This is a genomic window from Micromonospora sp. NPDC049044, from assembly GCF_040649215.1.
GTDB lineage: Bacteria > Actinomycetota > Actinomycetes > Mycobacteriales > Micromonosporaceae > Micromonospora.
This window is the reverse complement of record NZ_JBEZFA010000003.1, coordinates 160,564-186,488: the sequence shown is the minus strand read 5'-3', so window position 1 is coordinate 186,488 and position 25,925 is coordinate 160,564. Positions and strand designations below refer to the sequence as shown.

The window sequence follows — 25,925 nt, the reverse complement described above, 5'->3', positions numbered from 1 at the left end:
CACGGGGGCCCATCCGTCCGGACGTGCGACGCCACTCGTCCCATCGGATCGGTTCACACCAGGAGCAGAACCATGAACGACATCCGCAACACGCCGTCCGACTCCGCCCACTCGTTGGCGGACGCCCCGTGGCGTACCAGCACACGCAGCCAGACCTCCAACTGCGTCGAGGTCGCCCCCTTGGCCGCCGGCCCGTCCGCTGTCGCGCTGCGCGACAGCAAGGACCGAGGCGGCCCGGTGCTGCTGTTCAATCGGGCCGGCTGGCTCGGCTTCATCGCCGGAGCGAAGGGCGGCCAGTTCGATCTGAACTGACCCGGTGAGCGGAACGGGGCCGTCGGCATCCTGCCGGCGGCCCCGTCTCGTCCCGGGCGCAAGCCCGCTGAGCAGGCATCGGATGATCGGACGAGGCTCAGAACCGATAGGCGCGTTTGCGTTGCTGCGATGTTCACGCGGCGTAACATGACCGTCGAAACGTGGAACTTCCACACTGGCTCATCCGTCGCGGTTCATCCGGAGACCCTCATGCGGTTCCTGATCGTTCGCACCGACATCCGCGCCGTCGCCGACGGGGACATCGCCGCCGCCTGGGCGGACGGCCACCGACTACGCGACGAGACGACCGCGCCCGAGCCGCGACGGCAGATCGTGCACGCCGAGGACCGGGACGCCGCACTGCTGCTGGCCCGCGCCCTGGCCGCGGTCGGCGCGGTCCGGGCCGGCCGACAACGGGTCAAGGTCCTGCCGCTGAACGAGCCCCGGCCGGCCTTCCGGAGCAGAACCAATCGCACAAGCACCTGACCACACCAGACGTCCGTCGTGGTCGGACCGGCTCCCCCGCCGCGTTCGCGCACCCGCCGACCACGACGGCCCGTGTTCCCGGCCTGTGACCGTCGCGGCAACGGCGGCCACGGGCCGGGACCGTGCTCACCGGTCGGCGTCCACCCAACCGTCGAGCCAGCGGTGGATGAGAAACAACGCGATCGACGACGGTGGGGGCAGGATCAGCCGAGCGCCGCCACCCACATCGACAGTCCGCCCGGCCAGCGCCGCCCCGATCTCGTGGCGCGCGAACCACCGGGCGTCCGCGATCTCGGACGGGTCGACCCGCACCGGATCGGTCGGGTCCGCGGTGGCCAGGAAACCCAACATCAGCGAGCCGGGGAACGGCCAGGCCTGGCTGCTCACGTACCTGATGCGCTCGATCCCGATGCCCACCTCCTCGCGGACCTCGCGCAGCACGGCGGCCTCCGCCGACTCCCCGGGCTCGACATAGCCCGCCAGGCACGAGTAGCGCCGGCCGTCCGGGGTGCCCGCCCAGCTGGCGTTGTTGCCGAGCAGACAGCGCCCGTCCGGACCGTCCACACCGTCGTGCACCAGCACGATCATCGCCGGGTCGGTACGCGGCCAGATCCGCCCACCGTTGCGGTCCACCCGGGACCAGCCGGCCTCGTCCATGGCGGTCGGCGCCCCGGTGCCCGACGAGTAGCCGTGCCGGGTGTGCCAGTTGACAAGGGCCAACGCGGTGGTGAAGATGCCGGCCTCCCGGTCGGCGAGCAGATGACCCACCTCGCGCAGGTTGACCGCCCGGGTCCCCGGCAGGTCCGGCAGCGGTGCGTCGACAGCGAAGACCGGCACCCCGTCCGGCTCGACACCGAGGAACATCGCCGTCGACGCCGACCCGGCCGGCACATCGGCAGCGGTGAGCAGCACCAGCGCCGGCGGTGACGCGTCGGCGCGGGCCAGCGTCCGGCCCTCGTCGGACGAGTCGAGCACCAACACCCGGGCCCGCAGCCACGCCTCGGTCAACCACTGCGAGTCGCCCCGCAGGTGGGCCGAGCGATCCAGGGTGGACCGGGCCAACGGCGGCGCGGCCTCCCCGCTCACGCCCGCGCCTCGCGGCTGCGCCGGACGGCCCGCCCGCTGCGCTCGCTCATGACAGCGGCTCGGTACGGATCTCGGTGAGCGCGGCCAGCCCTGGCGTGACCCGTTCGGCGTCGCCGAGCACCACGATCGCCGCCCGAGCCGGTGCCAGATACCGGGCCGCCACCCGCGCGACGTCGTCGGTGCTCGCCTTCGCCAACCTCGCGGCGTACTCGGCGAGGAAGTCCAGCCGCAGCCCGTTGCCCGCGTACGCGCTCGTCAACGCGGCCAGCCCGGCCTGGGTGGACATGCCGAGCTGGAGGGTGCCCAGGGCGTACTGGCGGGCCTGCTCCAACTCCTCCGGCTTCGGCGGCAACGACGCCAGCCGACCCAGCTCGTACGTCGTCTCCAGCAACGCCGGACCGGTGACCTCGGTGGCCACCTCGGCGGAGGCGACAAGCACCGACCCGGCCACGGAGTGTTCGATCCCCGAGTGCGGGCCGTACGTGTAGCCCTTGTCCTCGCGGATGTTCTCCACCCAACGAGAGGAGAAGTAGCCGCCGAAGATCAGATTGGCGAGTTGCAGTGGAGCATGGTCCGGGTCGGTGCGGGACACCGCCGGGAGCGCGATCCGCAGCGACGACTGCACCGATCCGGGCCTGTCGACAAGCAGCAGCGGCCCCGGCTCCAGCGGCGGCGTCGCCGGCAGCTCCGCGACGCGCCCGGCACCGGCCCAGCCGCCGAGCGCCCGCTCGGCCGCGTCCAGTGCCTTCTCCGGCTGCACGTCGCCGACCAGCACCAGCTGCGCGCCGGCCGGGTGCACCCGCGCCGCGTGCAGGGTGCGCAGCGCCGCCGGTCGAACGGCGCGGATCTGGCCAGGCTCCGGGGTCTGCGTCGCGTACGGGTGCCGGCCGTAGATCCGCTTCAGCAGCGCCTCCCGGGCCAGGTGGGCCGGCTGGCTCTGCGCCACCTGGATCCGGTCGACGAGCCGGTCCCGCTCGGTGGCCACCTCGTCGCTCGGGTAACTGGCGCTGGTCAGCACCTCGGCCAGCAGCTCCAGCATCCGGTCCAGGCCGGTGACCAGGCCAGCGCCGGAGAGCATCAGCCGGTCCGGGTCGACGCCCGCGGAGAGCCCGCCGCCGACCTTCTGCAACTCGGCGGCGAGCTGCACACTTGTCATCGACTCGGTGCCGGACAGCATGGTCTGCGAGAGCATCGCGCCGCGGGCCAGGTGGACCCGGCCGAACGGCACCCAGAGCCGCAGCTCGACAAGCGGCACGGCGGGCCGGCGTACGGCGATCACGGTGAGCCCGTTGCGCAGTGTGCGCTCGGCCTGCTTCGGCACCTTGAGCTTGCGGGTCGGGCCGAGCGGGGGCAGCGTACGCGGCCCGGCGGGAGCGGTGGTCGTGCTCATCGGGCACCTCCGGCGATGACCTCGATCGCGGCACGGCGTTCCGGCCGCAGGGTGGCCGCGGCGGCCCGGACCTGCTCCTCGGTGACCTCGCCGACCAGCCGGGGCAGCTCGTTGAGCAGGCCCGGTTCGCCGCGCTGCTGCTCCAGCACTGCCATCCGCAGCGCCCGGCCGAGCACCGCATCGGTGTCGCGCAGCAGGTGGGTCGCCATCCGGGCCTGGGTGCGGGCCAGCTCACCGTCGGTCAGCCCGTCGGTGGCCAGCCGGTCCAACTCCTCGTCGATGGTGCGCAGCACCTTGTCCACGTCGCCGCCGGGTGGCAGGTGCGCCTGCAACAGCAGCGCGGTGGGGTCGCGGACGTCGAAGGGGTCACCCATGAAGCCGAGGTAACCGCCGAGGCTTGTCACAGTGTGGTCCCGTTGCACCATCCGCTCGACGAGCCGCGACGCGTCACCGTCGGTGAGCACCTCGGCCAGCACGACGTAGGGCAGGTAGCCGGCGAAATCGCTGACCGGGTCGGGCACCCGCCAGGCACCGGCGACCGCCGGCAGCGGCGCCAGGGCATCGGTGTACGAGGTGCGCCGCTCGGCGGTCAGGTCGGGCTCGGTGAAGTCGGGCCGCACCGGTGCCGGCCGGGCCGGCACGTCGCCGAAGTGGCGGTTCACCAACTCGGTCGCCTCGGCCACGTCGATGTCACCGCTGACGGCGAGGACCGCGTTGCCGCTGGCGTAGTAGCGGCGGAAGAAGTCAGCGGCATCGGCGACGGTCGCCGACTCCAGGTCGTCGAAGGAACCGTAGCCGTCGTGCGCGTTCGGGAAGGTGTCGAACATGACCGGCGGCAGGGTCAACCAGGGGAAACCGCCGTACGGCCGGTTGAGCACGTTGACCCGGATCTCCTCCTTGACCACGTCGACCTGGTTGCGCAGGTTCTCCTCGGTGAGCCGGGGGCCGCGCATCCGGTCCGCCTCCAGGAACAGCGCACGTTCGAGCGCGTTGCTCGGCAGCGTCTCGAAGTAGTCGGTGTAGTCCAGGTGGGTGGAGCCGTTGAACGTGCCACCCGCCCCCTGTACGTGCCGGAAGTGGGCAAGCTTCTCCAGGTTCTCCGAGCCCTGGAACATCAGGTGTTCGAAGAGGTGCGCGAAGCCAGAGCGTCCTTCCGGCTCGGAGCGGATGCCGACGTCGTAGACCACCGCAACCCCGATTACCGGGGCGCTGCGATCGGGGGTGAGCACCACCCGCAGGCCGTTGTCGAGGGTGAACCGCTCGATCGGATACTTCGTCGCTGGAATTCTGGATCTCCGCGCAGGCACGGAGTCGACCCTAGCGCGTCGGCACCCCCACCACCCGCGACCTCAGCGGAGCCGCCGAAACCGGGGCGGTGCGGCGGGACAGCAACGAGTTCGGCAGGCATCGCGTGGTCGCCTCGCGGCCGTCGACCGGCCTATCAAGTTGATAGGAAATACCGACATAAGCGAGACACGCCATCCCGACATGTGGATGGGTCTTGACGCTGGCCAGGCCCTGACCCACTCTTCCTACCAACTAAGTAGGAATACTGCGGATTGGATGGACGATGAGACGGCTCCCCCTGCGTCGGTTGGTCACCCTGGCCACCCTTGCCGCCCTCGGGGCGGCGACTGTGGGCAGCACCGCCGGGTGCGGCGACGACAGCGACGGCTCGGGTGGCGGCTCCGGCGGCCCGGTGACGCTGCGCCTCGGCTACTTTCCCAACATCACCCACGCGCCGGCGGTAGTCGGCGTGGAGAAGGGCATCTTCGCCGAGAAGCTCGGCGCCGACGTCAAGCTCGACCCGAAGACCTTCAACGCCGGCCCGGAGGCCATCGAGGCGGTCTTCTCCGGCGCGCTGGACGCCACCTACATCGGGCCGAACCCGACGGTGAACGCCTTCTCCAAGTCCAAGGGGGAGGCCGTCCGGGTCGTCTCCGGCGCGGCCTCCGGCGGCGTGGCCCTGGTGGTCAAGCCCGCGATCAGCGGCGTGCAGGACCTGAAGGGCAAGAAGGTCGCCACCCCGCAGCTGGGCAACACCCAGGACGTGGCGATCCGGTACTGGCTCAAGCAGCAGGGCCTCACCACCACCAAGGAGGGTGGCGGCGACGTCAAGATCGTCCCGCAGCAGAACGCACAGACCCTGGAAACCTTCCGAAGCGGCGCGATCGACGGCGCTTGGGTCCCTGAACCATTCGTCTCCCAGCTCATCAACGCCGGCGGCAAGGTGCTCGTCGACGAGCGTGACCTGTGGCCGGACAAGAAGTTCGTCATCACCAACCTGCTGGTCAGCACGAAGTTCCTCAAGGCGCACCCGGACGTGGTGCAGAAGCTGGTCGACGGCCAGGTGGCCGCCAACGAGTTCGTCAACAGCAGGCCCGAGGAGGCCCAGCAGGCCATCTCCGACGCGATCGGCAAGATCACCGGAAAGCCGCTGGACCTGAAGCTCATCAAGCAGGCGTGGCCGACGTTGGAGTTCACCAACGACCCGATCGCGACCTCGCTCAAGGCCGGTCTCGACCACGCTGTCGAGGTCAAGCTGACCGACCCGGTCGACCTCAAGGGCCTGTACGACCTGACGTACCTCAACAAGTCCCTCAAGGCGCAGGGCAAGCCCGAGGTCGTCCAGCCATGACGTCGACAACGACGACGCCGCAGAGCGCGACGACAGCCGTCGCGCTCTCCGGCGTGACAAAGGTGTACGGCCGCGGGCCGAGCGCCGTGCTGGCCCTCGACGGCGTGTCACTCGACGTCGCACCCGGCGAGTTCGTCTGCCTGGTCGGCGCCTCCGGCTGCGGCAAGAGCACCCTGCTCAACCTGGTCGCCGGACTGGACCGGCCCAGCGGCGGCCAGATCGGGCTGGCCGGCGACGCCAACCCGGGGTTGATGTTCCAGGAACCGGCGCTGTTTCCCTGGCTGACCGTCGAGGGCAACGTGGAGGTGCCGCTCAAGTTGCGCCGGCTCCCCCGGGCGGAACGCCGCGAGCGGGTGGCCGAGTTGCTGCGCACTGTGCACCTTGCCGACTTCGGCCGCAAGCGCCCACACGAACTCTCCGGGGGCATGCGGCAGCGGGTCGCCCTGGCCCGCACGCTCGCCCTGGACACCCCGGTGCTGCTGATGGACGAACCCTTCGGCGCGCTGGACGCGATGACCCGCGACATCCTGCACGACGAGCTGGAACGGATCTGGTCCGAGCGCAACCTGTCGGTGCTCTTCGTGACGCACAACGTCCGCGAGGCCGCCCGGCTGGCCGACCGGATCATCCTGCTCTCCAGCCGCCCCGGCCGGATCATCTACTCCACCGGTGTGGACATCCCGCGCCCCCGCCGGATCGACTCCCCCGAGGTCGCCGCCATCGCCGCCGAGGTCACCGAGCGGCTCCGTACGGAGGTGGGCCGCCATGGCCAATGACACGCTGACCAGCGCGGCGCGTACCGACGCGCAGATCTCCGGCCTGGACGCCCTGGACATCGCCGGCCGGGACAAGGAGGTCTCCCGGGGTGCCCGGTTCTGGGCGGCCACCTGGCCCAAGCTGGCGGCGCTGGCCATCGCCATCGCGGTCTGGCAGCTGGTGGTCTGGTCGGGGTGGAAGCCGCCGTACTCGTTGCCCGGGCCGCTGGAGGTCGGCCGTGAGCTGACCAGCCAGGTCCAGGGCCCACAGCTCTGGGAAGGTCTGGCCACCACGTTGCGCCGGGCCGCCGTCGGGTACGTCTTCTCGGTCGCAGTCGGCCTGCTGCTGGGCCTGGCGGTGGCCCGGTCGAAGGTGCTCCGGGCCGCCATCGGCTCGATGATCACCGCGTTGCAGACAATGCCGTCGATCGCCTGGTTCCCGCTTGCCATCCTGCTGTTCGAGCTGAGCGAGAAGGCGATCTTCTTCGTGGTCGTGCTCGGTGCCGCGCCGTCCATCGCCAACGGGGTGATCTCCGGTGTGGACTACGTGCCGCCGCTGCTGCTGCGCGCCGGCCGCAACCTGGGCGCCCGTGGGCTCAACCTCTACCGGTACGTCATCGCACCGGCCGCCCTGCCGGCGATCGTCGCTGGCCTCAAGCAGGGCTGGGCGTTCTCCTGGCGCAGCCTGATGGCCGGTGAACTGATCGTGGTCGGTATCTCGCAGACGTCGCTCGGCGCCCAACTTACCTACTCGCGGGAGCTGTCCGACGCACCCTGGCTGCTCTCCACCATGATCGTCATTCTGGTGCTCGGTCTCGGCGTGGACGCCGCCTTCGGCGCTGCGGACAAGGCGATCCGGCGCCGCTGGGGCGTGCTCGACCAGGCGGGCAACTGAGCGGTGTACGTCTCCGCGCGCAGTGACTACGCGCTCCGGGCGATGCTCGCCGTCGCCGCCGCTGGTGGCGGCGGCGAGTTGGTGAAGGCGGCCAGCCTGGCCGAGGTGCAGGACATCCCGCTCAGCTTCCTCCAGGGCATCCTGCTCGACCTGCGCCGGGCCGGCCTGCTGGACAGTCATCGCGGCGCGGACGGCGGGTACGCCCTGACCCGCCCCGCCGACGAGATCACCGTCGGCGACGTGTTGCGCGCGGTCGGCGGTTCACTCACCACTGTGCGTGGCCTACCGGCCGAGCGTGCCGGCTACCACGGAGTGGCCGCCGGGCTTACCGACGTCTGGCTGGCGGTGCACGGGGCGATCGCCACCGTGGTCGACAGCACCACACTGGCCAACCTGCTCACCCACCACCCGACCGACCGCGCCCCCACCACCTGAAGCGGCGGAGGCGGTGTGGTCGGATCGGCGCCCCGCCGACCCAACCACACCGGCGACTGCTCAGCCCACGTGTGCGACCGCCGGGCCAGGTCCCGGGTCGTCGGGGCCGCGCAGCTCCACCAGCCCGGCGGGAGCGTTACCCGTCGGGGTGGCGTGCCAGGGCACGAAGGCCGCAACCATGGCGAGCAACAGACCGGCGAGCGCGAGCGCGACCACCAGGATCAGTTCGCGCACCGCACCCGAGCCGACCTCGCCCGCCATGGTCACCCCTCCCGCGTCGAGCCCCCCGCCCGACGTCCCCCCGTCGGCTAGCTTCGACCACGGTCGGCGGGCGCGCAGTCGGCCAGCCGACCCACCCGAGGCTGATTACCGACCGGGCGGGGCGGGCCGTGCGGCGGGGCGGACCGACCGGTCGGTGCGCCGGGCGGGCCACACGGACAGCCGACCGCCCGGAGCACCTGGAGAAACAATCGACCCGCACCGCCGAAGCGGTGCGGGTCGATGGAAGCGCAGCAGATCAGACGGTACGCGGGCGGCGCGGGCGACGCGACCGACCAGACGCGCGGTGCGCCGGACGGGCGGCACCGTCGGTAGCCGTGCCACCGGCACCGCGTCCCCGGACGGCGGGCGCCGGCGGGGCGACGATGGTCACCGGCACGCCGGACGGCTCGCGGGCACCGGTCACCCGGGCCAACGCAGCGTCACCCGGGCGCACCTGCACCGACTCGGGTCGGATGCCGGCCACCGCCATCAGCCGCGACACGTCCCGGCGCTGCTCGGGCAGGACCAGGGTGACCACGGAACCGGACTCGCCGGCCCGCGCCGTGCGGCCGCCCCGGTGCAGGTAGTCCTTCGCCTCGGCCGGCGGGTCCACGTTGACCACCATGTCCAGGCCGTCCACGTGGATGCCCCGGGCCGCCACGTCGGTGGCCACCAGAGCGGTCACCTGGCCGTTGCGGAACTGCTCAAGGATGCGGGTGCGCTGCGGCTGGGACTTGCCGCCGTGCAGCGCGGCCGCGCGTACGCCCTTGGCGAGCAACTGGCGGGCCAGCCGGTCGGCGCGGTGCTTGGTGCCCATGAACAGGATGGTGCGGCCCTCGCGGGCGGCGATCCGGGTCAGCGTGTCGGGCTTGTCCAGAGCGTCGACGTGCAGCACGTGGTGGGTCATCGCGGTCACCGTGGCGGTGCCCGGGTCGACCGAGTGGGTGACCGGGTTGCTCAGGAAGCGGCGGACCAGCCGGTCCACGCCACCGTCCAGGGTGGCCGAGAAGAGCATCCGCTGCCCCTGCGGGGCGACCTGCTCAAGCAGCTTGGTGACCTGCGGCAGGAAGCCCATGTCGGCCATCTGGTCGGCCTCGTCCAGCACGGTGATCTCGACCTGGTCCAGCCGGGCGTCGCCGCGGTTGATCAGGTCGTGCAGCCGGCCGGGGGTGGCGACGACCACCTCGGCACCGGCACGCAGGGCGTCCGCCTGCCGCTGCAACGACAGCCCGCCGACGACGGTGGCGCAGCGCAGCCCGACGGCGCGGGCGTACGGGGCCAACGCCGTGGTGACCTGCTGGGCCAGCTCACGGGTCGGCACGAGCACCAGGGCCAGTGGGCGGCCCGGCCGGGCCTTGCGGCCGGCGGTGCGGGACAGCAGCGGGAGCCCGAAGGCGAGGGTCTTACCGGAGCCGGTACGACCCCGGCCCAGCACGTCCCGGCCGGCGAGCGAGTCGGGCAGCGTCGCCGACTGGATCGGGAACGGCTCCGTGATGCCCTGCGCGGTAAGCGCGGTGAGCAGCGCCGGAGCCAGACCGGTATGAGCGAAAGAAGGAATAACTGTGGTCATGCGGAAGCCTTCCTCGACGCGGCACGTGTCGAGGGAGGGCGCCGAAGTCGGCGCTGTCAACCGGCTGCGCACGGCAGCCAGGACTCACAAGCACGAACCGATTGGAGTACGGGCCGGCCCGCCGCCGGGCCACCGCCTGCGGGTGCAGGAGATGGCGAGGCGGGCCGGTCCCGTCACCGTCACACCCGGAGGGCGCGACAGGTAATGCTGACCGATCCGAAGATCAGAGCGGGCGGATGTTCTCCGCCTGCGGGCCCTTCTGGCCCTGGGTCACCTCGAACTCGACCCGCTGGTTCTCGTCCAGGCTCCGGTAGCCGGAGGACTGGATCGCCGAGAAGTGGGCGAAGACGTCAGCGCCGCCGCCGTCGGGGGTGATGAAGCCGAAGCCCTTGTCAGCGTTGAACCACTTCACGGTGCCAATAGCCATGTGTTTCGTCTCCTTGACGGAACGTCGGACCCGCACTTGTTGCGGGCCCGAAGAGGAGCGCTCCGCGCGGGGATGCGCGAATCGCCTGTCGCTTCTGGTCGCCCCGCCCGGAGAACTCCGGACACAACAAAGAGCGCCTGGGGCCACAATCCCGCCAGGCGCACACAGAGTCTCTGGTAACCAAAACTGCAACCCGGTCAACCTATCATGGTTTTCCCGCGAGCGGTCAATGTCGGGCGGAATCTTCGGGTAACTGGGTGATCATGGCGGTGAGCCCTGTCACATCCAGCAGGTCAGCGGGCCGAACCGTCACCCCGTGCCGGACGTAGTGGAACGCAGCGCCCACCCGGTCCACCGGCACACCGGCCAGCTCCGCCCAGGCCAACCGGTACACGGCCAGCTGCACCGCGGCCACCTCCGCCGCCGGCCCGGCGGGCTGCGCGCCGGTCTTCCAGTCGACCACGTCGAACCGCCCACCCGGCCGGGCGAAGACCGCGTCCATCCGCCCCCGCACCACGACGCCACCGATCACCGTGGCGAACGGGACCTCCACCTCCATCGGTGACCGGTCGGCCCACTCGCTGGCCAGGAACCGCTCCTGAAGCTCCACAAGCGCCTCGTCGGGCGCGGCATCCGCGTCGGCCGCGCCGGGCAACTCGTCCAGGTCCAGCAGACGGTCAGCACCGAAGCGCTGCTCCAACCAGGCGTGGAAGGCGGTGCCTCGGCGGGCGTACGGGTTGGGCTCGGCCGGCACCGGGCGGCGCAGCGTACGGGCCAGCGCCGCCGGGTCGCGTCGCAACGCCACCAGCTGGGTGACGCTCAACTGCCCCGGCAGGGCCACCTCCACCGCACCGGAGAGCCGGGTCAGCTCGGCCCGCTCGGCCAGCAGCAGATCCGCCTCGCGCTGCCAACGCGCCACCTCCGGGTCCACCGCCGGCTCGACCGACACCAGCGGCCCGGCGACCACCGGTCCCACCGGACCGACAGCCCCCGACGTCGGCCCGTCGGTCATCAGGCGGCGTACCAACCCGGCCGCCTCGGCCAACTCCGGTCGACGACCACCGAGCGGGTCAGCCGGCCACTCCGCGCGGAGCACCACCTCGGCGGTGGGGTTCGTCGCGTCCGGGGTCGGCTCCGGTGCCCAGGTGTCGATCAGGTGCCCCGGCCCACCGTCGAGGCAGGCGTCGTACATCTCGCGCAGGAAGACCGACGGACCTCGCGGACGCTTCGTGCCCTCCCCCCACCAGTAGCCGGAACACAACAGCAGCCGGCGTGGCCGGGTGACCGCCACGTAGGTCAGGCGGCGCTCCTCCCGCTCGTCGTGCGCCCGCCAGGCGTCGGTGAAGTCGGTAACCGCCCGCGCCACCGCCCGCTGGTCGGCCGCCTCGTCGAGCGCCAGCTCGGGCAACCCGTCGGCGTCGCCGCGCAGCGGGAACGGCAGCACCCCCAGCCCGCCCAACCAGTGATCGGAGTTACGCACCGGCCCCGGCCACGACCCACGGCACAGGCCGGCCACCGCCACCACGTCCCATTCCAGACCCTTGGCGGCGTGCGCGGTGACCACCTGCACCGCGCCCTCCACCACCTCCACCTCGCCCGGCGCCAGACCACGCTCCTCGTCCTCGGCGGCGGCCAGGTAGGACAGGAACCCGGACAGCGTCGCGCCCGGCGTCTCCCCGCTGAAGCGGGCCGCCACGTCACCCAGGGCGTCCAGATGACCCCGGGCCAGGCCGGCGTCGCCGGCACCGTCCCGACCGGCCCGCACCGCGACCTCCACGTCCAGGCCGATGGTCCGCTCGATGTCCGCGATCAGATCCGGCAACGCCTGATCCAACCGGTAGCGCAACAACGCCAACTCCATGCCGTACGCGCGCAGCCGCGCGAAACCCTCCGCCGAGTACGCCTGCGCCGGGCCGAGATCGGCGAGCGCCTCCACCAGGGTCGCCTCGTCGAGCAGATCGGGGCTGATCTCCGCGGCGTCGTCGGCGGCCAGTTGGCGCCGGGCGTTGGCGATGGCGCGGGCCCGCCGGTGCAACGCCACCAGGTCCCGGGGCCCGATCCGCCAGCGGGCGCCGGTGAGCAACCGCAGCAGCGCGGCCCCGTCGGTCGGGTCGGCAAGCACCCGCAACGTGCAGACCACGTCGCGTACCTCGGGGGTGTCCAGCAGGCCGCCGAGCCCCACCACCTCGACCGGGAGGCCACGCTCACGCAACGCCGACTCGATCGCCGGGATCTGGCTGCGTACCCGAACCAGCACTGCGGTGCTCGGACGCTGCGCCACCGGGATGTGCTCGGGAGCCGCGCCCGGCATCCGCGCGGCCCCCCGCCAGGCGGCCAGCACACTGTCGGCGATCCAGTCCGCCTCGTCGGCGTACGTGGGCAGCAGCGCGCAGTGCACAGTGCCGCCGGCCGCACCGCCGGGACTGCGGTGCGGGATCGGGTCCAGGACGGTGAGCGCGGAGCGCAGCTCCGGCACCCGGGCACCCGCAGCCCGCAGCGGAGCCGACAGCGCGTTCGCCACCCGCAGGATCTCCGGGCGGTTACGCCAGCTCGTGGTGAGCCCGAGCGCCGGGGCGGGCCGGCCGTCAGCGCGGGCGAACTCGGTCGGGAACCGGTCCAGGGTGCCGGCGCTGGCCCCCCGCCAGCCGTAGATGGACTGGCAGGGGTCGCCGACCGCGGTCACCGGATGCCCGCCACCGAACAGCGCGTTGAGCAGCACCACCTGCGCGTGGCTGGTGTCCTGGTATTCGTCGAGCAGCACCACCCGGAAGCGGCCCCGCTCGATCTCGCCGACCCCCGGGTGGTCCCGGGCGACCCGGGCCGCCCGGGCGAGCTGGTCGGCGAAGTCCATCGCCTCGAAGTCCAGCTTGCGCCGGGCGTACGCCCGCACCAGCGGCAGCAGACGCAGCCTGGTCTGTTGCAGGGTGAGGGCCTTGCGAACGTCGGCGTACACCCGACCCGGCCGGGACTGCACCTCGGCGAAGAACCGACCGGTCCAGGCCGCCAGTTGGTCCGGCCCGACCAGGTGCTCGTCCAACTCTCCGGCCAGCGCCAGCACCGCGTCGGTGATGGTGCTCGGCATCCGGTCCACCTCGGACATGTCGCCGTCGTAGTTGCGCACCAGCAGGTCGACCAACTGCCAGCGGGACGCCTCGGTGAGCAGCCGGGTCGTCGGCTCGTAGCCGGACCGCAGCCCGTGCTCGGTGACGATCCGCCCCGCGTAGGAGTGGTAGGTGGAGATGGTGGGTTCCCCGGCGAGCGGGTCGTCAAGCGGGTCGCGGCCCTGCCTGCCGAGTCTGCGGATCAGCTGGTCGAGCCGGGTGCGGACCCGGTGGGCCAGCTCACCGGCCGCCTTCCGGGTGAAGGTCAGCCCGAGGATCTGCTCCGGGCGTACGTACGAGTTGGCCACCAGCCAGACCACCCGCGCGGCCATCGTCTCGGTCTTGCCCGACCCGGCTCCCGCGACCACAAGCAGCGGTTCCACCGGGGCGGCGATGATCGCGGCCTGCTCCCGGGTGGGTGCCGGCAGCCGCAGCAGCTTGGCCAGCTCCACGGGCGTGTAGCGGGGGCCGGAGTCCGCCAGCCGGGGCGCCGGCGTGGGGCCCGCACCGAACAGGGTGGGTTGGCTCACGGTGCTGTCTCAGGCTGCGACACCCGCTCACTCCTCGCCCTCACTGTTGCGTCGCACGGTCGGCGGTTCGACGACCTGACGCCCCTGCCCGGAGACCGGGCAGCTGGTGCGGACCGGGCAGACCCGGCACTTCGAGTTGGCCACCGCGGCGAACGTGGCGGCTGCCATCGTATCGGCGGTCCGCCGGACCAGCGCGGTCGCCCAACCGGCCGCCGGTCCCTCGCCGGCCGCCGGCTGGTTCTGCTCCCGGGCATCCTTTGCGGAGGTGCCGAGTTGCACCAGGGCCGCGCCGCCGGACTCGTCACCGAACTCGGCGAACGCCCCCGCCTCCACCGCCGCCTGGTACGCGCCGAGCTGCGGATGCTCGGCCAGGTCGGTGCCCGTGACAGCTGTGGATTTGCCGGTCTTCAGGTCGATCACCACGAGCCGCCCGGACTCATCGACCTCAAGCCGGTCGACCCGGCCGGTCAGGTCGATCGGCCGGTGCGGGTCGTCCAGCCGGACCGCGAACTCGTGCTCGATGGCGAGCAACCGCCGCGGGTTGGTGGCCAGCCAGCGCAGCAGCTTGTCGACCATCGCCTCGGCGCGTTCCCGCTCCGGCCCGGCCATCCACCGGGCGGCCAGCTCGATCGCGTCGAACCGGGCGGCCACGTAGTCGAGTAGCGCGCCCCGGTCGGCGCTGGCGTCCTCGGCGAGCATCGCGGCGGCGTGCACCAGGTTGCCCACCCCCTGTGCGGTGCTTGTCGGGCCACTGCCACCGTGCCGTTCCAGCAGCCACCGCAGGCTGCACCGCAGGGCGCTCTCCATCGCCGACGGGGTGACCCGCACCGGGTCCCCGTCGTCGACGAGCGGGCGATCGTCGGAGAGCGCGCGCAATCCCCACCAGTCGTCGGGGTGCGCACCGGGAACCCCGGCGGCGGCCAGCCGGGCCAACTCGGCCGCCGCCGCGCGCCGCCGGCCCGCCGGGGCGGCCGGGTCGGTGATGGCGGTACGCAGTTCGGCCACCAGCGCCGGCAGGGTGAGCGCCCGAGGTGGCCGGGTCACCGGCAGCGCCCCCGGAAGGTCCGGCTCGCCGTCATCGTCGGTCGCGCCGCTCGTCCTGCCGTTCGTCCCGCCGCCGTTCGGGTCGACGCTGTTCGGGTCGGCGGCGGACGGGTCGCCGCTGTTCGGGTCGCCGCCGTTCGGGCCGACGCCGCTCGGGCCGACGCCGTTCGGGTCGACGCCGTTCGGGTCGACGCTGTTCGGGTCGACGCTGTTCGGGTCGACGCCGGACGTCCCGGCGGTGGCCGGGTCGCCGGCGGACCGGTCGGCGGCGGGCGTGGCCTCTGGTGGGCTGGAGGCTGGCGACCCGGCCTGGGGGCCGGTGCGCGGGCCCGGTGGCGTGGGCGGCGTGGGCGGTCCGGCGCTCGGCAGGGTGGGTGGCACAGTCGGGCCCAGCTCGTGCAGGAACCGGCTCGGCTGCTCCTGGTGGTCGTCGCCACCGACGGCGGCCGAGGCCACGGCACTTACCAGTAGCCGGTGCCGGGCCCGGCTGATCGCGACGTGGAAGAGCCGGCGCTCCTCGTCGAGCAACGCCGAGGTCTGACCCACCACGTTCGCCGCTGTGGCGCCGTCGACCGACCGGCCGGTCAGCACATCGACAAGCCGCTCGGACCCGAGCAGGCTGCCCCGCAGGCGCAGATCCGGCCAGATGCCCTCCTGCACGCCGGCCACCGCCACCAGGTCCCATTCCAGGCCCTTGGCGGCGTGCGCGGTGAGCAGGCGTACCGCCGCGCCCCGGTCGGCGGTCGGCGCGATGGTGTCGGCCGGCAGGTCCTGTGCGAGCACGTGGTCGAGGAAGACCTCGGTGCGGGCGCCGGGCAGCCGGTCGGTGAACCGGGCCGCCGCGTCGAAGAGCACGAGCACCGCATCCAGGTCGCGGTCGGCCGCCTCGGCCCGCCGCCGCCGGGCCAGGTCCCCCTCCCCGGCGGCTGGCCGCCCCTGGTTGATCGCCCCCGCCCAGCGCTCGGCGAGACCGCTGGCACTCCACACCGCCCAGAGCACGTCCTCGGCGGTCGAGCCCGGCCCGGCGGCGGCGTCGCGAGCGGTGGCCAGCAGGCCCGCCACCGCCTGCGCCGGCTCCGCCCAGCGTCGGTCGATGCCGGCCAGCTCGGCCGGGTCGCGCAGGGCCTCGACGATCAGCTCCCCGGACGGGCGGCGGTCACCGCCGGCCAGCGCGAGGGCACGCAGGCCCTGGCGCAGTCGCCGCTCGGCCAGCGGGTCGGCCCCGCCCAGTGGCGAGTGCAGCAGCGCGACCGCCGCTTCCTCGTCCAGTCGATCCGGCTCCAGCGCACAGCGCAGCAGGAGCAGCAGCGGCGCGACAGCCGGTTGCAGATGCAGGGGCAGGTCCTCGCCGTGCACCACGGTGGGGACGCCGGCGGCGTGCAGCGCCCGGCGCAGCGTGGGCAGCTGCAACGCGGTGGACCGCACCAGCACCGCCATCCGCGACCAGGGCACGCCGTCGAGCAGGTGGGCCGAGCGCAGCGCGTGGGCCAGCCAGGCGGCCTCACCGGTCGCCGACCGGAACGTGTGCACCTCGACCGTCCCGGCTGGCGCGTCGGGCAGTGGGTGTAGTCGGCGGTGCGCGGCCGGGCCGCGCAGCCGGCGGCCCAGCCGGGCCACGGCGGCGAGCAGACCCGGCCCGGCCCGGTACGACGTGGTCAGCAGCACCTGCGCGGCGGGCGCTCCGGAGGCGGTCCGGAAGCGGTGCGTGAACGTGCTCACGCCGGCCGGGTCGGCGCCGCGGAACGCGTACGTGGAGGAATCCGGATCGGCGAACGCGACAAGCGGGGTGCCGCCGCCCGCGATCACCGAGAGCAGCTCCAGTTGGGCGGGGTCGGTGTCGGCCAACTCGTCGAGATACACGTGGGCGATCCGGCGGCGCTCGGCGGCCAGCAACTCCTCGTCGTCACGCAGCAACCCGGTGGCCGCCCGGACCAGCTCCGCCGGGTCGTACGCGATGGAGCCCCGGTTGCTGACGTCGCGCAGCGCGAGCACGGAGACGTACTCCCGCAGGAAGCGTGCGGCGGCCGGCCAGTCGGCGCGGCCGAGCTTCTCGCCCAGCCGGGCCAGGTCGACCGGGCCGACGCCCCGCTCGGCGGCGCGCATGAGCAAGTCGCGCAGCTGACCGGCGAAGGCCCGGGTACGCAGGGCGGGGCGCAGGTCGTCCGGCCAGCCGACCGGGTCGTCCTCGGGCTCCTCGCCCACCACGTCGAGCAGCTCACGGATGATCAGATCCTGCTCCGGGCCGGTGAGCAGCCGGGGCGACGGCTCGCCTCGTTCGGCGGCGGCGCGGCGCAGCAGCCCGAAGGCGTACGCCGCGAAGGTGCGCACCAGGGGCTCACGCAGCACCCGGTGGCCGTCCTGCGCGACCCGGGCCTCGATGCGCTGCCGCAGGGCGGTGGCCCCGCGACGACCGAAGGTCAGCACCAGGATCCGTTCGGGGTCGACCCCCTCGCGCACCCGGGCGGCGACCGCCTCGACAAGCGTGCTGGTCTTTCCGGTGCCGGGGCCGCCGAGCACGAGCATCGGCCCGGCGGTGTGCCCGATCACCTCGGCCTGCACCGGATCGGCCCGCCAACCGCCGGCGGCGGGCGCGGAAGCGTCGGTCGGCGCCGCCGCGTCCTCCCGCGCCGGCCCAACGGAGGGCCGCACCAACCGGTACGCCTGCATCAGCTCATCCCATCAGACCAGTACGACACCCCCACCAAACCCCTCCGAACCCCACCACCCCACCGAACCCCACCCCACCCCACCGAACCCCCCATTCGCGTGGTTGATCATGAAGTTATAGCCAAGACACGCCGACATCGAGGGCAATAACTTCATGATCAACGCGGCCGGAGCGCGCGGGGCCGGGGTGGGCCGGGGTGGGTGGGGTGGGGTGGGGTGGGGTGGGGTGGGGTGGGGTTAGGTGAGCTGGGACTCCAGGGCGTCCAGGGCTTCGGGGACCGAGGTGGCCACCGTCAGGAGGGCGCGACCGGCGGGCTTCAGGAAGCGATTGTCGGCCAGGCCGTCCAGCCAGTCCAGCAGTGGGCGGTAGAACCCGTCGGTGTCGATGAGCACCATCGGCTTGGCGTGCAGGGCGAGAGTCGCCGTCGTCCAGACCTCGAACAACTCGTCCAGGGTGCCCAGTCCGCCGGGCAGGGTGAGGAACGCGTCCGACTTGTCGATCATCAGGGTCTTGCGACCGGCCATCGAGTCGGTCACCAGCAGCTCGTCCGAGGCCAGGTCGGCGACCTCCAGGTCGACGAGCGACTGCGGAATCACCCCCAGGGTGCGCCCGCCGGCGGATCGGGCGCCGTCGGCCACCGCACCCATCATCCCGACGCAGCCACCGCCGCTCACCAGCGTGTGACCGCGCCGGGCCAACTGCTCGCCGGCCTCGGTGGCCAGGTCCAACCAGCGCTGGTCGAGCGTGCGGGAGGAGGCGCAGAAGACGCAGATCGCGGCCATCACTTGTCCCGCGGCTGCTCGGCGGCCTGCGCGGCGGCGGCCTGCTGGTCCGCGCCGGTACGCGCGACGGCCTCGTCCCGGACCGCCTCCTGCTCCGCGGAGAGCGCGGCCTCCGCCTCGACGATGTGCCGGACCGCCGCGTTCACGTCGTCGGTGAGGCAGATCAGGTCGAGGTCGACCGGACCGACCTTGCCGTCGGCGGCCATGGTGTCGCGCAGCCAGTCGAGCAGGCCCTGCCAGTAGGAGAGCCCCATCAGCACCACCGGGAAGCGGGTGACCTTGCCGGTCTGCACCAGGGTGAGCGCCTCGAACAGCTCGTCCATGGTGCCGAACCCGCCGGGCAGCACGACGAACGCCTGGGCGTACTTGACGAACATCGTCTTGCGGGCGAAGAAGTAACGGAAGTCGATCGCCAGGTCGACCCACTCGTTGAGCCCCTGCTCGAACGGCAGCTCGATGCCGAGCCCGACGGAAAGCCCACCGGCCTCGCTGGCACCGCGGTTGGCGGCCTCCATCACCCCCGGCCCCCCTCCGGTGATCACCGCGTAGCCGGCTCGGGCCAGGGCGCCACCCAGCTGCTCGGCCAGCCGGCACTCGGCGCTGTCCGGTCCGCTGCGCGCGGAGCCGAACACGCTCACCGCCGGCGGCAGGTCGGCGAGGGTGTCGAACCCTTCGACGAACTCGGAGAGGATGCGCAGGGCGCGCCAGGCGTCCTTGGTCTTCCAGTCACCCCGTCCGCGCGAATCCAGCAGCCGCTGGTCGGCGGTGCTGCTCGGGATCGCCCCTCTGCGTAGTGTGACCGCACCCCGGTGCCGCTCCTGCCCTGGACCGCGACCGGCCTCCCGCCCGTTGCTCTGGCTCATGGAGCAACCGTAGTGGAGCGGCACCTCGCCGGGGCGCGGGGCGCGGTCGCCGGGAAATAGTTCGGGATCATGGGCAACTAATTCGCTCCCCCGTACGTCTTACTATTCACATACCCGGTATGCCCGGGCGCGCGCCTTCGGGGGAGGAGACAGCGTGATCAGTAACAGCGAGATGATCCGGATCCGTCGCCAGATGCAGCGACGGATCCAAGACGTGGTGGCCGAACGCCGCCGCACGCGACTGCAGGACCCGACCCTCATCTCCCCCACCGCCGCCACGCCCGCAGGAGCCGATCAAGAGGTTTGCGTCGCCGACAACGGGCCAGGGTGACGCAAACCTCTTGATCACCGGGCGATCGGTCAGGCCGGAGCCAGCCAGCGGTGCAGGGTCGCCGCGCCGTCGCGGATCTTGCTGATCTCGACGTGCTCGTCCCGGTGGTGGGCGAGGTTGGGGTCACCCGGCCCGAAGTTCAGCGCGGGAATACCCATGGCCGCGAACCGGGCCACGTCCGTCCAGCCCAGCTTGCCGATCGGTGCCGCGCCCACCGCCGCCAGGAACTCCTGCGCCGGGGCCGCCTGCAGGCCGGGAGCCGCACCGGCCGCCGCGTCCGTCACCACCACCTCGAAGCCGGCGAACACCTCCCGTAGGTGTGCCTCGGCAGCCGCCGGGTCGCGATCCGGCGCGTACCGGTAGTTGACCTCGATCTCGCAGCGATCCGGGATCACGTTGCCGGCGACCCCACCGATGATCCGTACCGCGTTCATGCCCTCGCGGTAGTCGCACCCCTCGATGGTGACCCGCCGGGCCTCGTACGTCTGCAGACGCCGCAGCACCTCGGTGGCCGCGTGGATGGCGTTCACCCCGTGCCAGGAGCGCGCCGCGTGCGCCCGCTCACCAGTCGTCGTCACGAGGGCCCGCATGGTGCCCTGGCAGCCCGCCTCGACGATGCCGTACGTCGGCTCCAGCAGCACCGCGAAGTCCGCCTCCAGCCACTCCGGGTACGCCTGGGCGACCAGGTTGAGCCCGTTGTACCGCGACTCGATCTCCTCCGCCTCGTAGAAGAAGTACGTCACGTCGTAGCGCGGCTCGGGCAGCGTCACCGCCAGGTGCAGCGCGTACGCGGTGCCGGACTTCATGTCCGAGGTGCCGCAGCCGTACATCAGATCGCCGCGCATGGTCGACGGGAAGTTGTTGTTGAGCGGCACCGTGTCGAGGTGCCCGGCCAACACGACGCGCTGCGCCCGACCGAGGTCGGTACGCGCCATCACCGTGTTGCCGTGCCGGTGGGTGGTCAGGTGCGGTACGCCCCGCAGCACCTCTTCGACACAGTCGGCGATCGCCTTCTCGTTGAGGGACACGGACTCTATGTCGACCAGAGCGCGGGTCAGCTGCACCGGATCGGCGAGGACCTCGGGGGTCAGCGGGTTCTCCATGGTTCGCACGGTACCGTCAGGTCTGTCAGCGCGAGGAGTGAGCTGAGGTCGGCCCGGCCGCGACGGAGAGGTGTATCAGTGACGTCCGCAGAATCCGCCTGGGGCATTGGCCTGGCCACTGTCACGGCCGACGAGCAGGTGCTCGACACCTGGTACCCGACCGGCAAGCTGGGCCTGGGTGAGCTGCCGCTTGTCGCCGGGGAGGACAAGTCGGACGTGCTCGACCTGCCGCCGGCGGCGCTCGGTGACCGGTCCCTGCCCGGTCTGCGTACCGTCCAGGTGGTCACCGTGATCGGCTCGCTCGACGACCCGATCAAGGACGCCCCGGACGCGTACCTGCGGCTGCACCTGCTCTCGCACCGCCTGGTCCGACCCAACCAGCTCAACCTCGACGGCATCTTCGGCAAGCTGGCGAACGTGGCCTGGACGTCGGCCGGGCCGTGCCCACCGGAGCGGGTGGACGAGCTGCGGGTGATCGAGCGGGCGGCCGGCCGCCACCTGGCGGTGTACGGGGTGGACAAGTTCCCCCGGATGACCGACTACGTCGTCCCCGCCGGGGTGCGCATCGCCGACGCCGACCGGGTCCGCCTCGGCGCGCACCTGGCCGCCGGCACCACTGTGATGCACGAGGGCTTCTGCAACTTCAACGCCGGCACGCTCGGCACCTCGATGGTCGAGGGGCGGATCGTGCAGGGTGTGGTGGTCGGCGACGGTTCCGACGTGGGCGCCGGGGCGTCGATCATGGGCACCCTCTCCGGCGGCGGCACCGACAAGGTCCGCATCGGCGAGCGGAGCCTGGTCGGCGCGAACGCCGGCATCGGCATCTCCCTCGGCGACGACTGCGTGGTCGAGGCCGGCTGCTACGTCACTGCCGGTTCGAAGGTCACCCTGCCGGACGGCCGGGTGGTCAAGGCTCGGGAGCTGTCCGGCGTCAACGGCCTGCTGTTCTGGCGTAACTCGGTGACCGGCGCGCTGGAGGCCCGGCCACGCACCGGCCGGGGCATCGAGCTGAATGCCGCCCTGCACGCCAACGACTGACGCACCCGCCGGGTCCGCGGCGCTCGGCCACGGACCCCACGGGGGTACGCCTGGATGATCCGCTCGGTGACAGTGCTGCCGGTGGTGTCCCCGGGAAATATGACGAAACCCGCCAACCGGCACCGCTGCTGGCGGGCATCATCGACCGGGTGACCTCCATGAAGGACCGGATGCTGGCCGGCGAGCCCTACCTCGCCGACGACCCAGAGCTCATCGCCGACCTGGACCGGGCCGCCCGGCTGATGGAACGCTTCAACACCAGCGCCGCGGCGGACCCGCAGGGGCGGCTGGCGGCGCTGCGCGAACTGCTCGGCGACCTGGGCGAGGACGCCTGGATCCGCCCACCGTTCTACTGCGACTACGGCTGGCAGATCCGGATCGGGCCACGCAGCTTCGTCAACTACCAAACTGTCTTCCTCGACGTCGCCCCGATCACCATCGGCGCCGACGTCCAGATCGGACCGAACGTGCAACTGCTCACGCCGACCCACCCGGTGGAACCCGGTCCACGCCGGGACAAGTGGGAGGCCGCCAAACCGATCACCATCGGCGACAACGTCTGGCTCGGCGGCGGTGCGATAGTGCTGGCCGGAGTGTCGATTGGCGCGAACACCGTCGTCGGCGCGGGCGCTGTGGTGACCCGGGACCTGCCCGCCAACGTGGTCGCCGTCGGCAACCCCGCCCGGCCGATCCGCGACCTGGACTGAAGACCGCCAGGCCGGGCCCGGCCGGTCAGGCCGCCGGGGGTTCGAGCAGCCGGACCACCAGGTCGGCTCGGTCGGCGGTCGGAGTGATCAGGGCCGCGTTCGCCTCGTCAGTGCCCAACGCCCATGCGCGGGCCTGCTCCGGCGACCGCCCGAACGCCTCGTGCCGGGCGGTCAACCGACGCTGGCGCAGATCGGCGTCCAGATCGAGGAACCACGTCTCGTGCAGCAGCGCACGCACCTCCTGCCACGGAAAATCCGGCAGCAGCAGGTAGTTGCCCTCGGTCACCACCAGCCGGACCGACGGCGGCACCTCGATCGCCCCGGCCACCGGCTCCTCCAGCTCCCGGCGGAACTCCGGCGCGTACACCGAGGTGGGCTCCAGCCGACGCAGCCGGCGCAGCAACGACACGAACCCGTTGGCGTCGAAGGTGTCCACCGCGCCCTTGCGGTCCGCGCGGCCCAACCGGACCAACTGGGACTGCGCCAGGTGGAAGCCGTCCATCGGCACCAACCGGGCGGCCGACCCGACGGCGGCCACTACCTGCTCGGCAAGCGTGGACTTGCCCGCGCCCGGGGCGCCGGCGATGCCCAGCAGCTGCCGCGGACCGGCCTCGGCAAGCGCCGACGCCCGCCGCACCAACTCGTCGACCGACAGCACCCGCGGCGGTGGCATCAGTCGAGGACCGGCGCGCTGATCGTGAACCGCGCCTGCACGGCCGCCTGGACGGTTTGCGGCTGCGGGTCCAGCTCAAGCTCCGGCGGCCCGCCACCCGCGCCGCCACTCCCGGCGAACGCCGCGCGGGCGAACATCGGCCGGTCGGCCGGCCCGGCATCGGCCAGCTCGAGCAGCGAGGTGACCTGGGCGCCGAGCGCCTCGGCGTACTCCCGGGCCCGGACCAGCGCGTCACGGATCGCGGCGTGTCGGGCCTCGCGGTGCGCGGGGCTGTCCGGGCGAAGCTCCCACCAGGGCCCGGCCACCTCGACCTGATCCTGGTCGGCCAACCGGAGCATCAGCTCGCCGAGGGCGGTGAAGTCGGTGACCGTGACAGTGGTGGTCACGCTGCCGTGCCAGGCGACCACCCGCTCGCCCGAGCGACGGGTCTCCGGTCGCACCCGCAGATCGCCGGTCTCCCGCCGCGCCACCGCCGGCCCGGAACCGTCAAGCAGCACCCGGACGGCCGCGGCACGCTCGGCCAGCCGGGTCAGGGTGGTCTCCCGATCGCGGTCCCGCGCGGTCGCGGTGACCGCGAACCGGGCCAGCTCCGGCGGCACCTCCCGGTACGCCTCGCCGCGTACCTGCACCACCGGACTGTCCGCCGCCATGCCCCTCAGCCTAGTCAGCCGCGGGCCGCCGCGCCGCGTAGGAGACAGTGTCGACGCCGACGCGCAGACCCGTCAGGTGACCGCCGGCCACCCCCAACCCACGCAGCCAGGACACCTCCGCGGCGTGGTCACCGTCGAGTGGGAACTGCCGGTGCTCCGCGTCGAACCGGCGTTCCCGCAGCGCCGCGCGGGCGGTCCGGGCCTCGTCGTACCGGGCGGTGAGCGCCGGTGCGTCGCCGTCGCGCAGCGCGGCGGTCAGGTCGTCCAGGAACGCGGTGACCTCGGCCAGCTCGCGTAGCACCCGGTCCCGGTTGCCGAGCAGCATGTTCGCGGTCCGACCGGCGGGGGTGCCGGCGACCCGGGTGCCGTCGGAGAAGCTGCCGGCGGCGAGCGCGAGAATCGCGTCGCGCAGCGGGGCGCGCTGCACCGCACCGGCGAGCGCGCCGGCCAGCAGGTGCGGCACGTGTGAGGCGAGCGCGACGGCCGAGTCGTGCTCCGCCGCGGACATCGGCACCACCCGCGCCCCGAACAGGTCCGTCAGCAGCGCGGCCAGCCAACGGAACGCGGCGGTGGCCGGCCCGGCCGCGGGACAGAGCACCCAGGCGGCGTCGGCGAGCAGCTCCGGCCCCGCCGCCGTCAAGCCCGCCCGGTCGGTGCCGGCCATCGGGTGGCCGGGCACGAACCGGTGCGTCAGCCCGTGCGCGGCGGCGAACGCCGCCACCTCCGCCTTGGTGCTGCCCACGTCGGTGAGCACACAACGCTCACCGGTCATCGCGGCCACCTCGACAAGCGTCGCCGGCAGGGTGGGCAGCGGCCCGCAGAGGAAGACCACGTCCCGGTCGGCCACCGCGTCGGCCAGCCGGTCCGGAGTGGGTACGCCCACCCGGCGGGCCTCCCGCCGGGTGTCCTCGTCCGGATCCCACCCGGTCACGTCGACGCCTGCGGCGTGCAGCCGGAGCAATACCGAACCACCGATCAGGCCGGTGCCGACCACCGCCGCCCGCACACCGGGCCTGTCCACCATCCGCACACCTCGACGATCCTGCTGGGGTGTGGGGCCGACACGGCCCCGACCGGGTCGGGCCGAGGATATCGTCCGGGGCCGGTCCGGACGCCGGTCAGTCCTCGACGGCCATCGCGTCGTCGCGCCAGGCGACGAACGGGATCACCGGGTCGTTGTTGATGTACTGCCAGGGCCAGGAGGTCACCTGGTCGCCGATCACCTCGAACTGGCCGGCGGCGGAGCGCAGGTCCCCCACCTTCGAAAAGCCCATTGCGAAGGTGTTGTGCACGCTCGCCCAGCCCGGTCGGCGCCGGTAGTCGGGGTGCCGCACCGAGTGGTCGGCGGCGGCGGCGAGTTCGGCGCGGATCGCGTCGTCGTCCAGGTACTCGTCGTCCTCGCCGACGGGCAGGTCCAACCACTGTTCCAGGTGCGCGACGACGACGAGGTGCCCGAGCGGCGAGCCGGCCGGCGACTTTGCCACCGCCTCGCGGGCGAACGCGAACATCTCCTCGTGGCTGCCGTACCACTTGCGGCAGCGGTACTGCAGCATCTGCTCGTGCGCGATCCGGTGCCACGGGTGCCGGGCGACCACCTCGCCGAACCGCCGGTTCGCCTCGTCCCGGTCCACCTGCCGGCCCCGGGCCGAGGTCACCAGGAAGGTACGCGCCGTGGTGTCGTCCGGATCGCGGTCGACCACCTCGTCGAGGCAGTTCTCGGCCAGCCGCAGTCGCCGCCAGAACTCCTTGAACTGATCCTGGCTCACCTGCGAGGCCCGTGCGCTGCTGCGGGCCTCCCAGGCCCAGTAGACGGCGTGCGCCCCGCGCACCAGCACCGGCAGCGTCGAGCCGGGTTCGGCCTCGATCCACGCACCGATCCAGTCCTGCACGCCGTCGGTATCGGCGACGGCCGTGACGTAGAAGGCGTGGTCGTCGGGGTCGGTCACCGGGGCGAGTAGATCGCGGATGGCGGCCCAGTCCCGCCGTGCGGCGGCCTCCCGCAACGCCCGCGCGGTCGGGTCGCCCTCGGTCGGGTCCACGGTCAACGTGGGCACCGCCACCTGCCTGTTGCTACGCCGGAACGGCCACATGACGCGCTGCCTCTCACCCCGTGACGAATCCGCAAGATCGTAAGTCTTGGCGAGGCCGCCCGGAAGGGGGTTGTCCGCGTCAGATCAGCG

The 25,925-nt window shown here is 72.7% G+C and carries 23 protein-coding genes; 8 read left to right on the top strand and 15 right to left on the bottom strand.

Features of this window, described 5'->3' with window-relative positions; all coding sequences use genetic code 11:
* Positions 1-72: 72 nt before the first annotated feature.
* Together AB0B85_RS03710 and AB0B85_RS03705 are read left to right on the top strand one after the other, a co-directional pair.
* Positions 73-312, top strand: coding sequence for a DUF397 domain-containing protein (locus AB0B85_RS03710; RefSeq protein ID WP_357403192.1), 240 nt, complete (start codon positions 73-75; stop codon positions 310-312).
* Positions 313-522: 210 nt separating this feature from the next.
* Positions 523-798, top strand: coding sequence for a hypothetical protein (locus tag AB0B85_RS03705; protein ID WP_357403190.1), 276 nt, complete (start codon positions 523-525; stop codon positions 796-798).
* Positions 799-924: 126 nt separating this feature from the next.
* On the opposite strand, the gene nudC is transcribed toward AB0B85_RS03705, so the two are convergent.
* Genes nudC through AB0B85_RS03690 form a run of 3 tightly spaced genes read right to left on the bottom strand, consistent with a single transcriptional unit; the run spans position 925 to position 4,581 of the window.
* Positions 925-1,884, bottom strand: a complete 960-nt coding sequence (gene nudC / locus AB0B85_RS03700) for an NAD(+) diphosphatase (protein ID WP_357403188.1) — start codon at positions 1,882-1,884, stop codon at positions 925-927.
* 46 nt (positions 1,885-1,930) lie between these two features.
* Entirely contained in the window at positions 1,931-3,274 is a 1,344-nt protein-coding gene (locus AB0B85_RS03695; protein ID WP_357403186.1) for a pitrilysin family protein, read from the bottom strand.
* A complete protein-coding gene (locus AB0B85_RS03690) occupies positions 3,271-4,581 on the bottom strand; it encodes a pitrilysin family protein (RefSeq protein WP_357403184.1) in 1,311 nt (436 codons plus the stop codon). Before AB0B85_RS03690 ends, AB0B85_RS03695 begins: the two co-directional genes overlap by 4 nt.
* Before the next feature lie 263 nt (positions 4,582-4,844).
* Between AB0B85_RS03690 and AB0B85_RS03685 the strand changes: the two genes are divergently transcribed.
* Genes AB0B85_RS03685 through AB0B85_RS03670 form a run of 4 tightly spaced genes read left to right on the top strand, consistent with a single transcriptional unit; the run spans position 4,845 to position 7,997 of the window.
* Positions 4,845-5,912, top strand: coding sequence for an ABC transporter substrate-binding protein (locus AB0B85_RS03685; RefSeq protein ID WP_357403182.1), 1,068 nt, complete (start codon positions 4,845-4,847; stop codon positions 5,910-5,912).
* Positions 5,909-6,688 carry an ABC transporter ATP-binding protein gene (locus AB0B85_RS03680; RefSeq protein ID WP_357403180.1) on the top strand — a complete coding sequence of 260 codons (780 nt, stop codon included), beginning with the start codon at positions 5,909-5,911 and terminating at the stop codon, positions 6,686-6,688. Before AB0B85_RS03685 ends, AB0B85_RS03680 begins: the two co-directional genes overlap by 4 nt.
* Complete coding sequence (locus AB0B85_RS03675; protein ID WP_357403178.1) at positions 6,678-7,562, top strand: ABC transporter permease; 885 nt, start codon at positions 6,678-6,680, stop codon at positions 7,560-7,562. The genes AB0B85_RS03680 and AB0B85_RS03675 overlap by 11 nt, the downstream gene beginning before the upstream one ends.
* Before the next feature lie 3 nt (positions 7,563-7,565).
* Positions 7,566-7,997, top strand: coding sequence for an Rrf2 family transcriptional regulator (locus tag AB0B85_RS03670; RefSeq protein WP_357403176.1), 432 nt, complete (start codon positions 7,566-7,568; stop codon positions 7,995-7,997).
* Positions 7,998-8,057: 60 nt separating this feature from the next.
* Here the strand turns inward: AB0B85_RS03670 and AB0B85_RS03665 are convergent, their stop codons facing one another.
* The 8 genes from AB0B85_RS03665 to dapE form a co-directional block, all read right to left on the bottom strand.
* The gene (locus AB0B85_RS03665; RefSeq protein WP_357403174.1) at positions 8,058-8,258 is read right to left on the bottom strand and encodes a hypothetical protein; all 201 of its coding nucleotides are present in this window, start codon (positions 8,256-8,258) and stop codon (positions 8,058-8,060) included.
* Positions 8,259-8,514: 256 nt separating this feature from the next.
* Positions 8,515-9,828 carry a DEAD/DEAH box helicase gene (locus AB0B85_RS03660; protein ID WP_357403172.1) on the bottom strand — a complete coding sequence of 438 codons (1,314 nt, stop codon included), beginning with the start codon at positions 9,826-9,828 and terminating at the stop codon, positions 8,515-8,517.
* A gap of 223 nt (positions 9,829-10,051) precedes the next feature.
* Positions 10,052-10,255, bottom strand: coding sequence for a cold-shock protein (locus tag AB0B85_RS03655; protein WP_007464836.1), 204 nt, complete (start codon positions 10,253-10,255; stop codon positions 10,052-10,054).
* Between the two features lie 226 nt (positions 10,256-10,481).
* Positions 10,482-13,886: an ATP-dependent DNA helicase gene (locus tag AB0B85_RS03650; protein WP_357403170.1), complete on the bottom strand. Its 3,405-nt coding sequence runs from the start codon at positions 13,884-13,886 to the stop codon at positions 10,482-10,484.
* A 27-nt stretch (positions 13,887-13,913) separates the two neighbouring features.
* The gene (locus tag AB0B85_RS03645) at positions 13,914-17,597 is read right to left on the bottom strand and encodes a PD-(D/E)XK nuclease family protein (RefSeq protein ID WP_357403168.1); all 3,684 of its coding nucleotides are present in this window, start codon (positions 17,595-17,597) and stop codon (positions 13,914-13,916) included.
* A 237-nt stretch (positions 17,598-17,834) separates the two neighbouring features.
* A complete protein-coding gene (locus AB0B85_RS03640; RefSeq protein WP_357403166.1) occupies positions 17,835-18,380 on the bottom strand; it encodes a TIGR00730 family Rossman fold protein in 546 nt (181 codons plus the stop codon).
* Positions 18,380-19,243, bottom strand: a complete 864-nt coding sequence (locus AB0B85_RS03635) for a TIGR00730 family Rossman fold protein (protein WP_357403164.1) — start codon at positions 19,241-19,243, stop codon at positions 18,380-18,382. The genes AB0B85_RS03640 and AB0B85_RS03635 overlap by 1 nt, the downstream gene beginning before the upstream one ends.
* Positions 19,244-19,603: 360 nt before the next feature.
* Complete coding sequence (dapE, locus tag AB0B85_RS03630) at positions 19,604-20,677, bottom strand: succinyl-diaminopimelate desuccinylase (protein WP_357403162.1); 1,074 nt, start codon at positions 20,675-20,677, stop codon at positions 19,604-19,606.
* A gap of 78 nt (positions 20,678-20,755) precedes the next feature.
* Here dapE and dapD point away from each other — a divergent pair, with 78 nt between their 5' ends.
* Together dapD and AB0B85_RS03620 are read left to right on the top strand one after the other, a co-directional pair.
* Positions 20,756-21,715, top strand: a complete 960-nt coding sequence (gene dapD / locus AB0B85_RS03625) for a 2,3,4,5-tetrahydropyridine-2,6-dicarboxylate N-succinyltransferase (RefSeq protein WP_357403160.1) — start codon at positions 20,756-20,758, stop codon at positions 21,713-21,715.
* A 149-nt stretch (positions 21,716-21,864) separates the two neighbouring features.
* Entirely contained in the window at positions 21,865-22,422 is a 558-nt protein-coding gene (locus AB0B85_RS03620) for a sugar O-acetyltransferase (protein WP_357403158.1), read from the top strand.
* A gap of 25 nt (positions 22,423-22,447) precedes the next feature.
* On the opposite strand, the gene AB0B85_RS03615 is transcribed toward AB0B85_RS03620, so the two are convergent.
* From AB0B85_RS03615 to AB0B85_RS03600, 4 genes are all read right to left on the bottom strand, one after another.
* On the bottom strand, positions 22,448-23,095 hold the full coding sequence (locus AB0B85_RS03615; protein ID WP_357403156.1) for a nucleoside/nucleotide kinase family protein: 648 nt from the start codon (positions 23,093-23,095) through the stop codon (positions 22,448-22,450).
* Complete coding sequence (locus tag AB0B85_RS03610; RefSeq protein WP_357403154.1) at positions 23,095-23,745, bottom strand: SIMPL domain-containing protein; 651 nt, start codon at positions 23,743-23,745, stop codon at positions 23,095-23,097. Before AB0B85_RS03610 ends, AB0B85_RS03615 begins: the two co-directional genes overlap by 1 nt.
* Before the next feature lie 10 nt (positions 23,746-23,755).
* Entirely contained in the window at positions 23,756-24,769 is a 1,014-nt protein-coding gene (locus tag AB0B85_RS03605; RefSeq protein WP_357403152.1) for a prephenate dehydrogenase/arogenate dehydrogenase family protein, read from the bottom strand.
* Between the two features lie 94 nt (positions 24,770-24,863).
* Positions 24,864-25,799, bottom strand: coding sequence for a DUF4034 domain-containing protein (locus AB0B85_RS03600; protein WP_357403150.1), 936 nt, complete (start codon positions 25,797-25,799; stop codon positions 24,864-24,866).
* Positions 25,800-25,925: the final 126 nt, after the last annotated feature.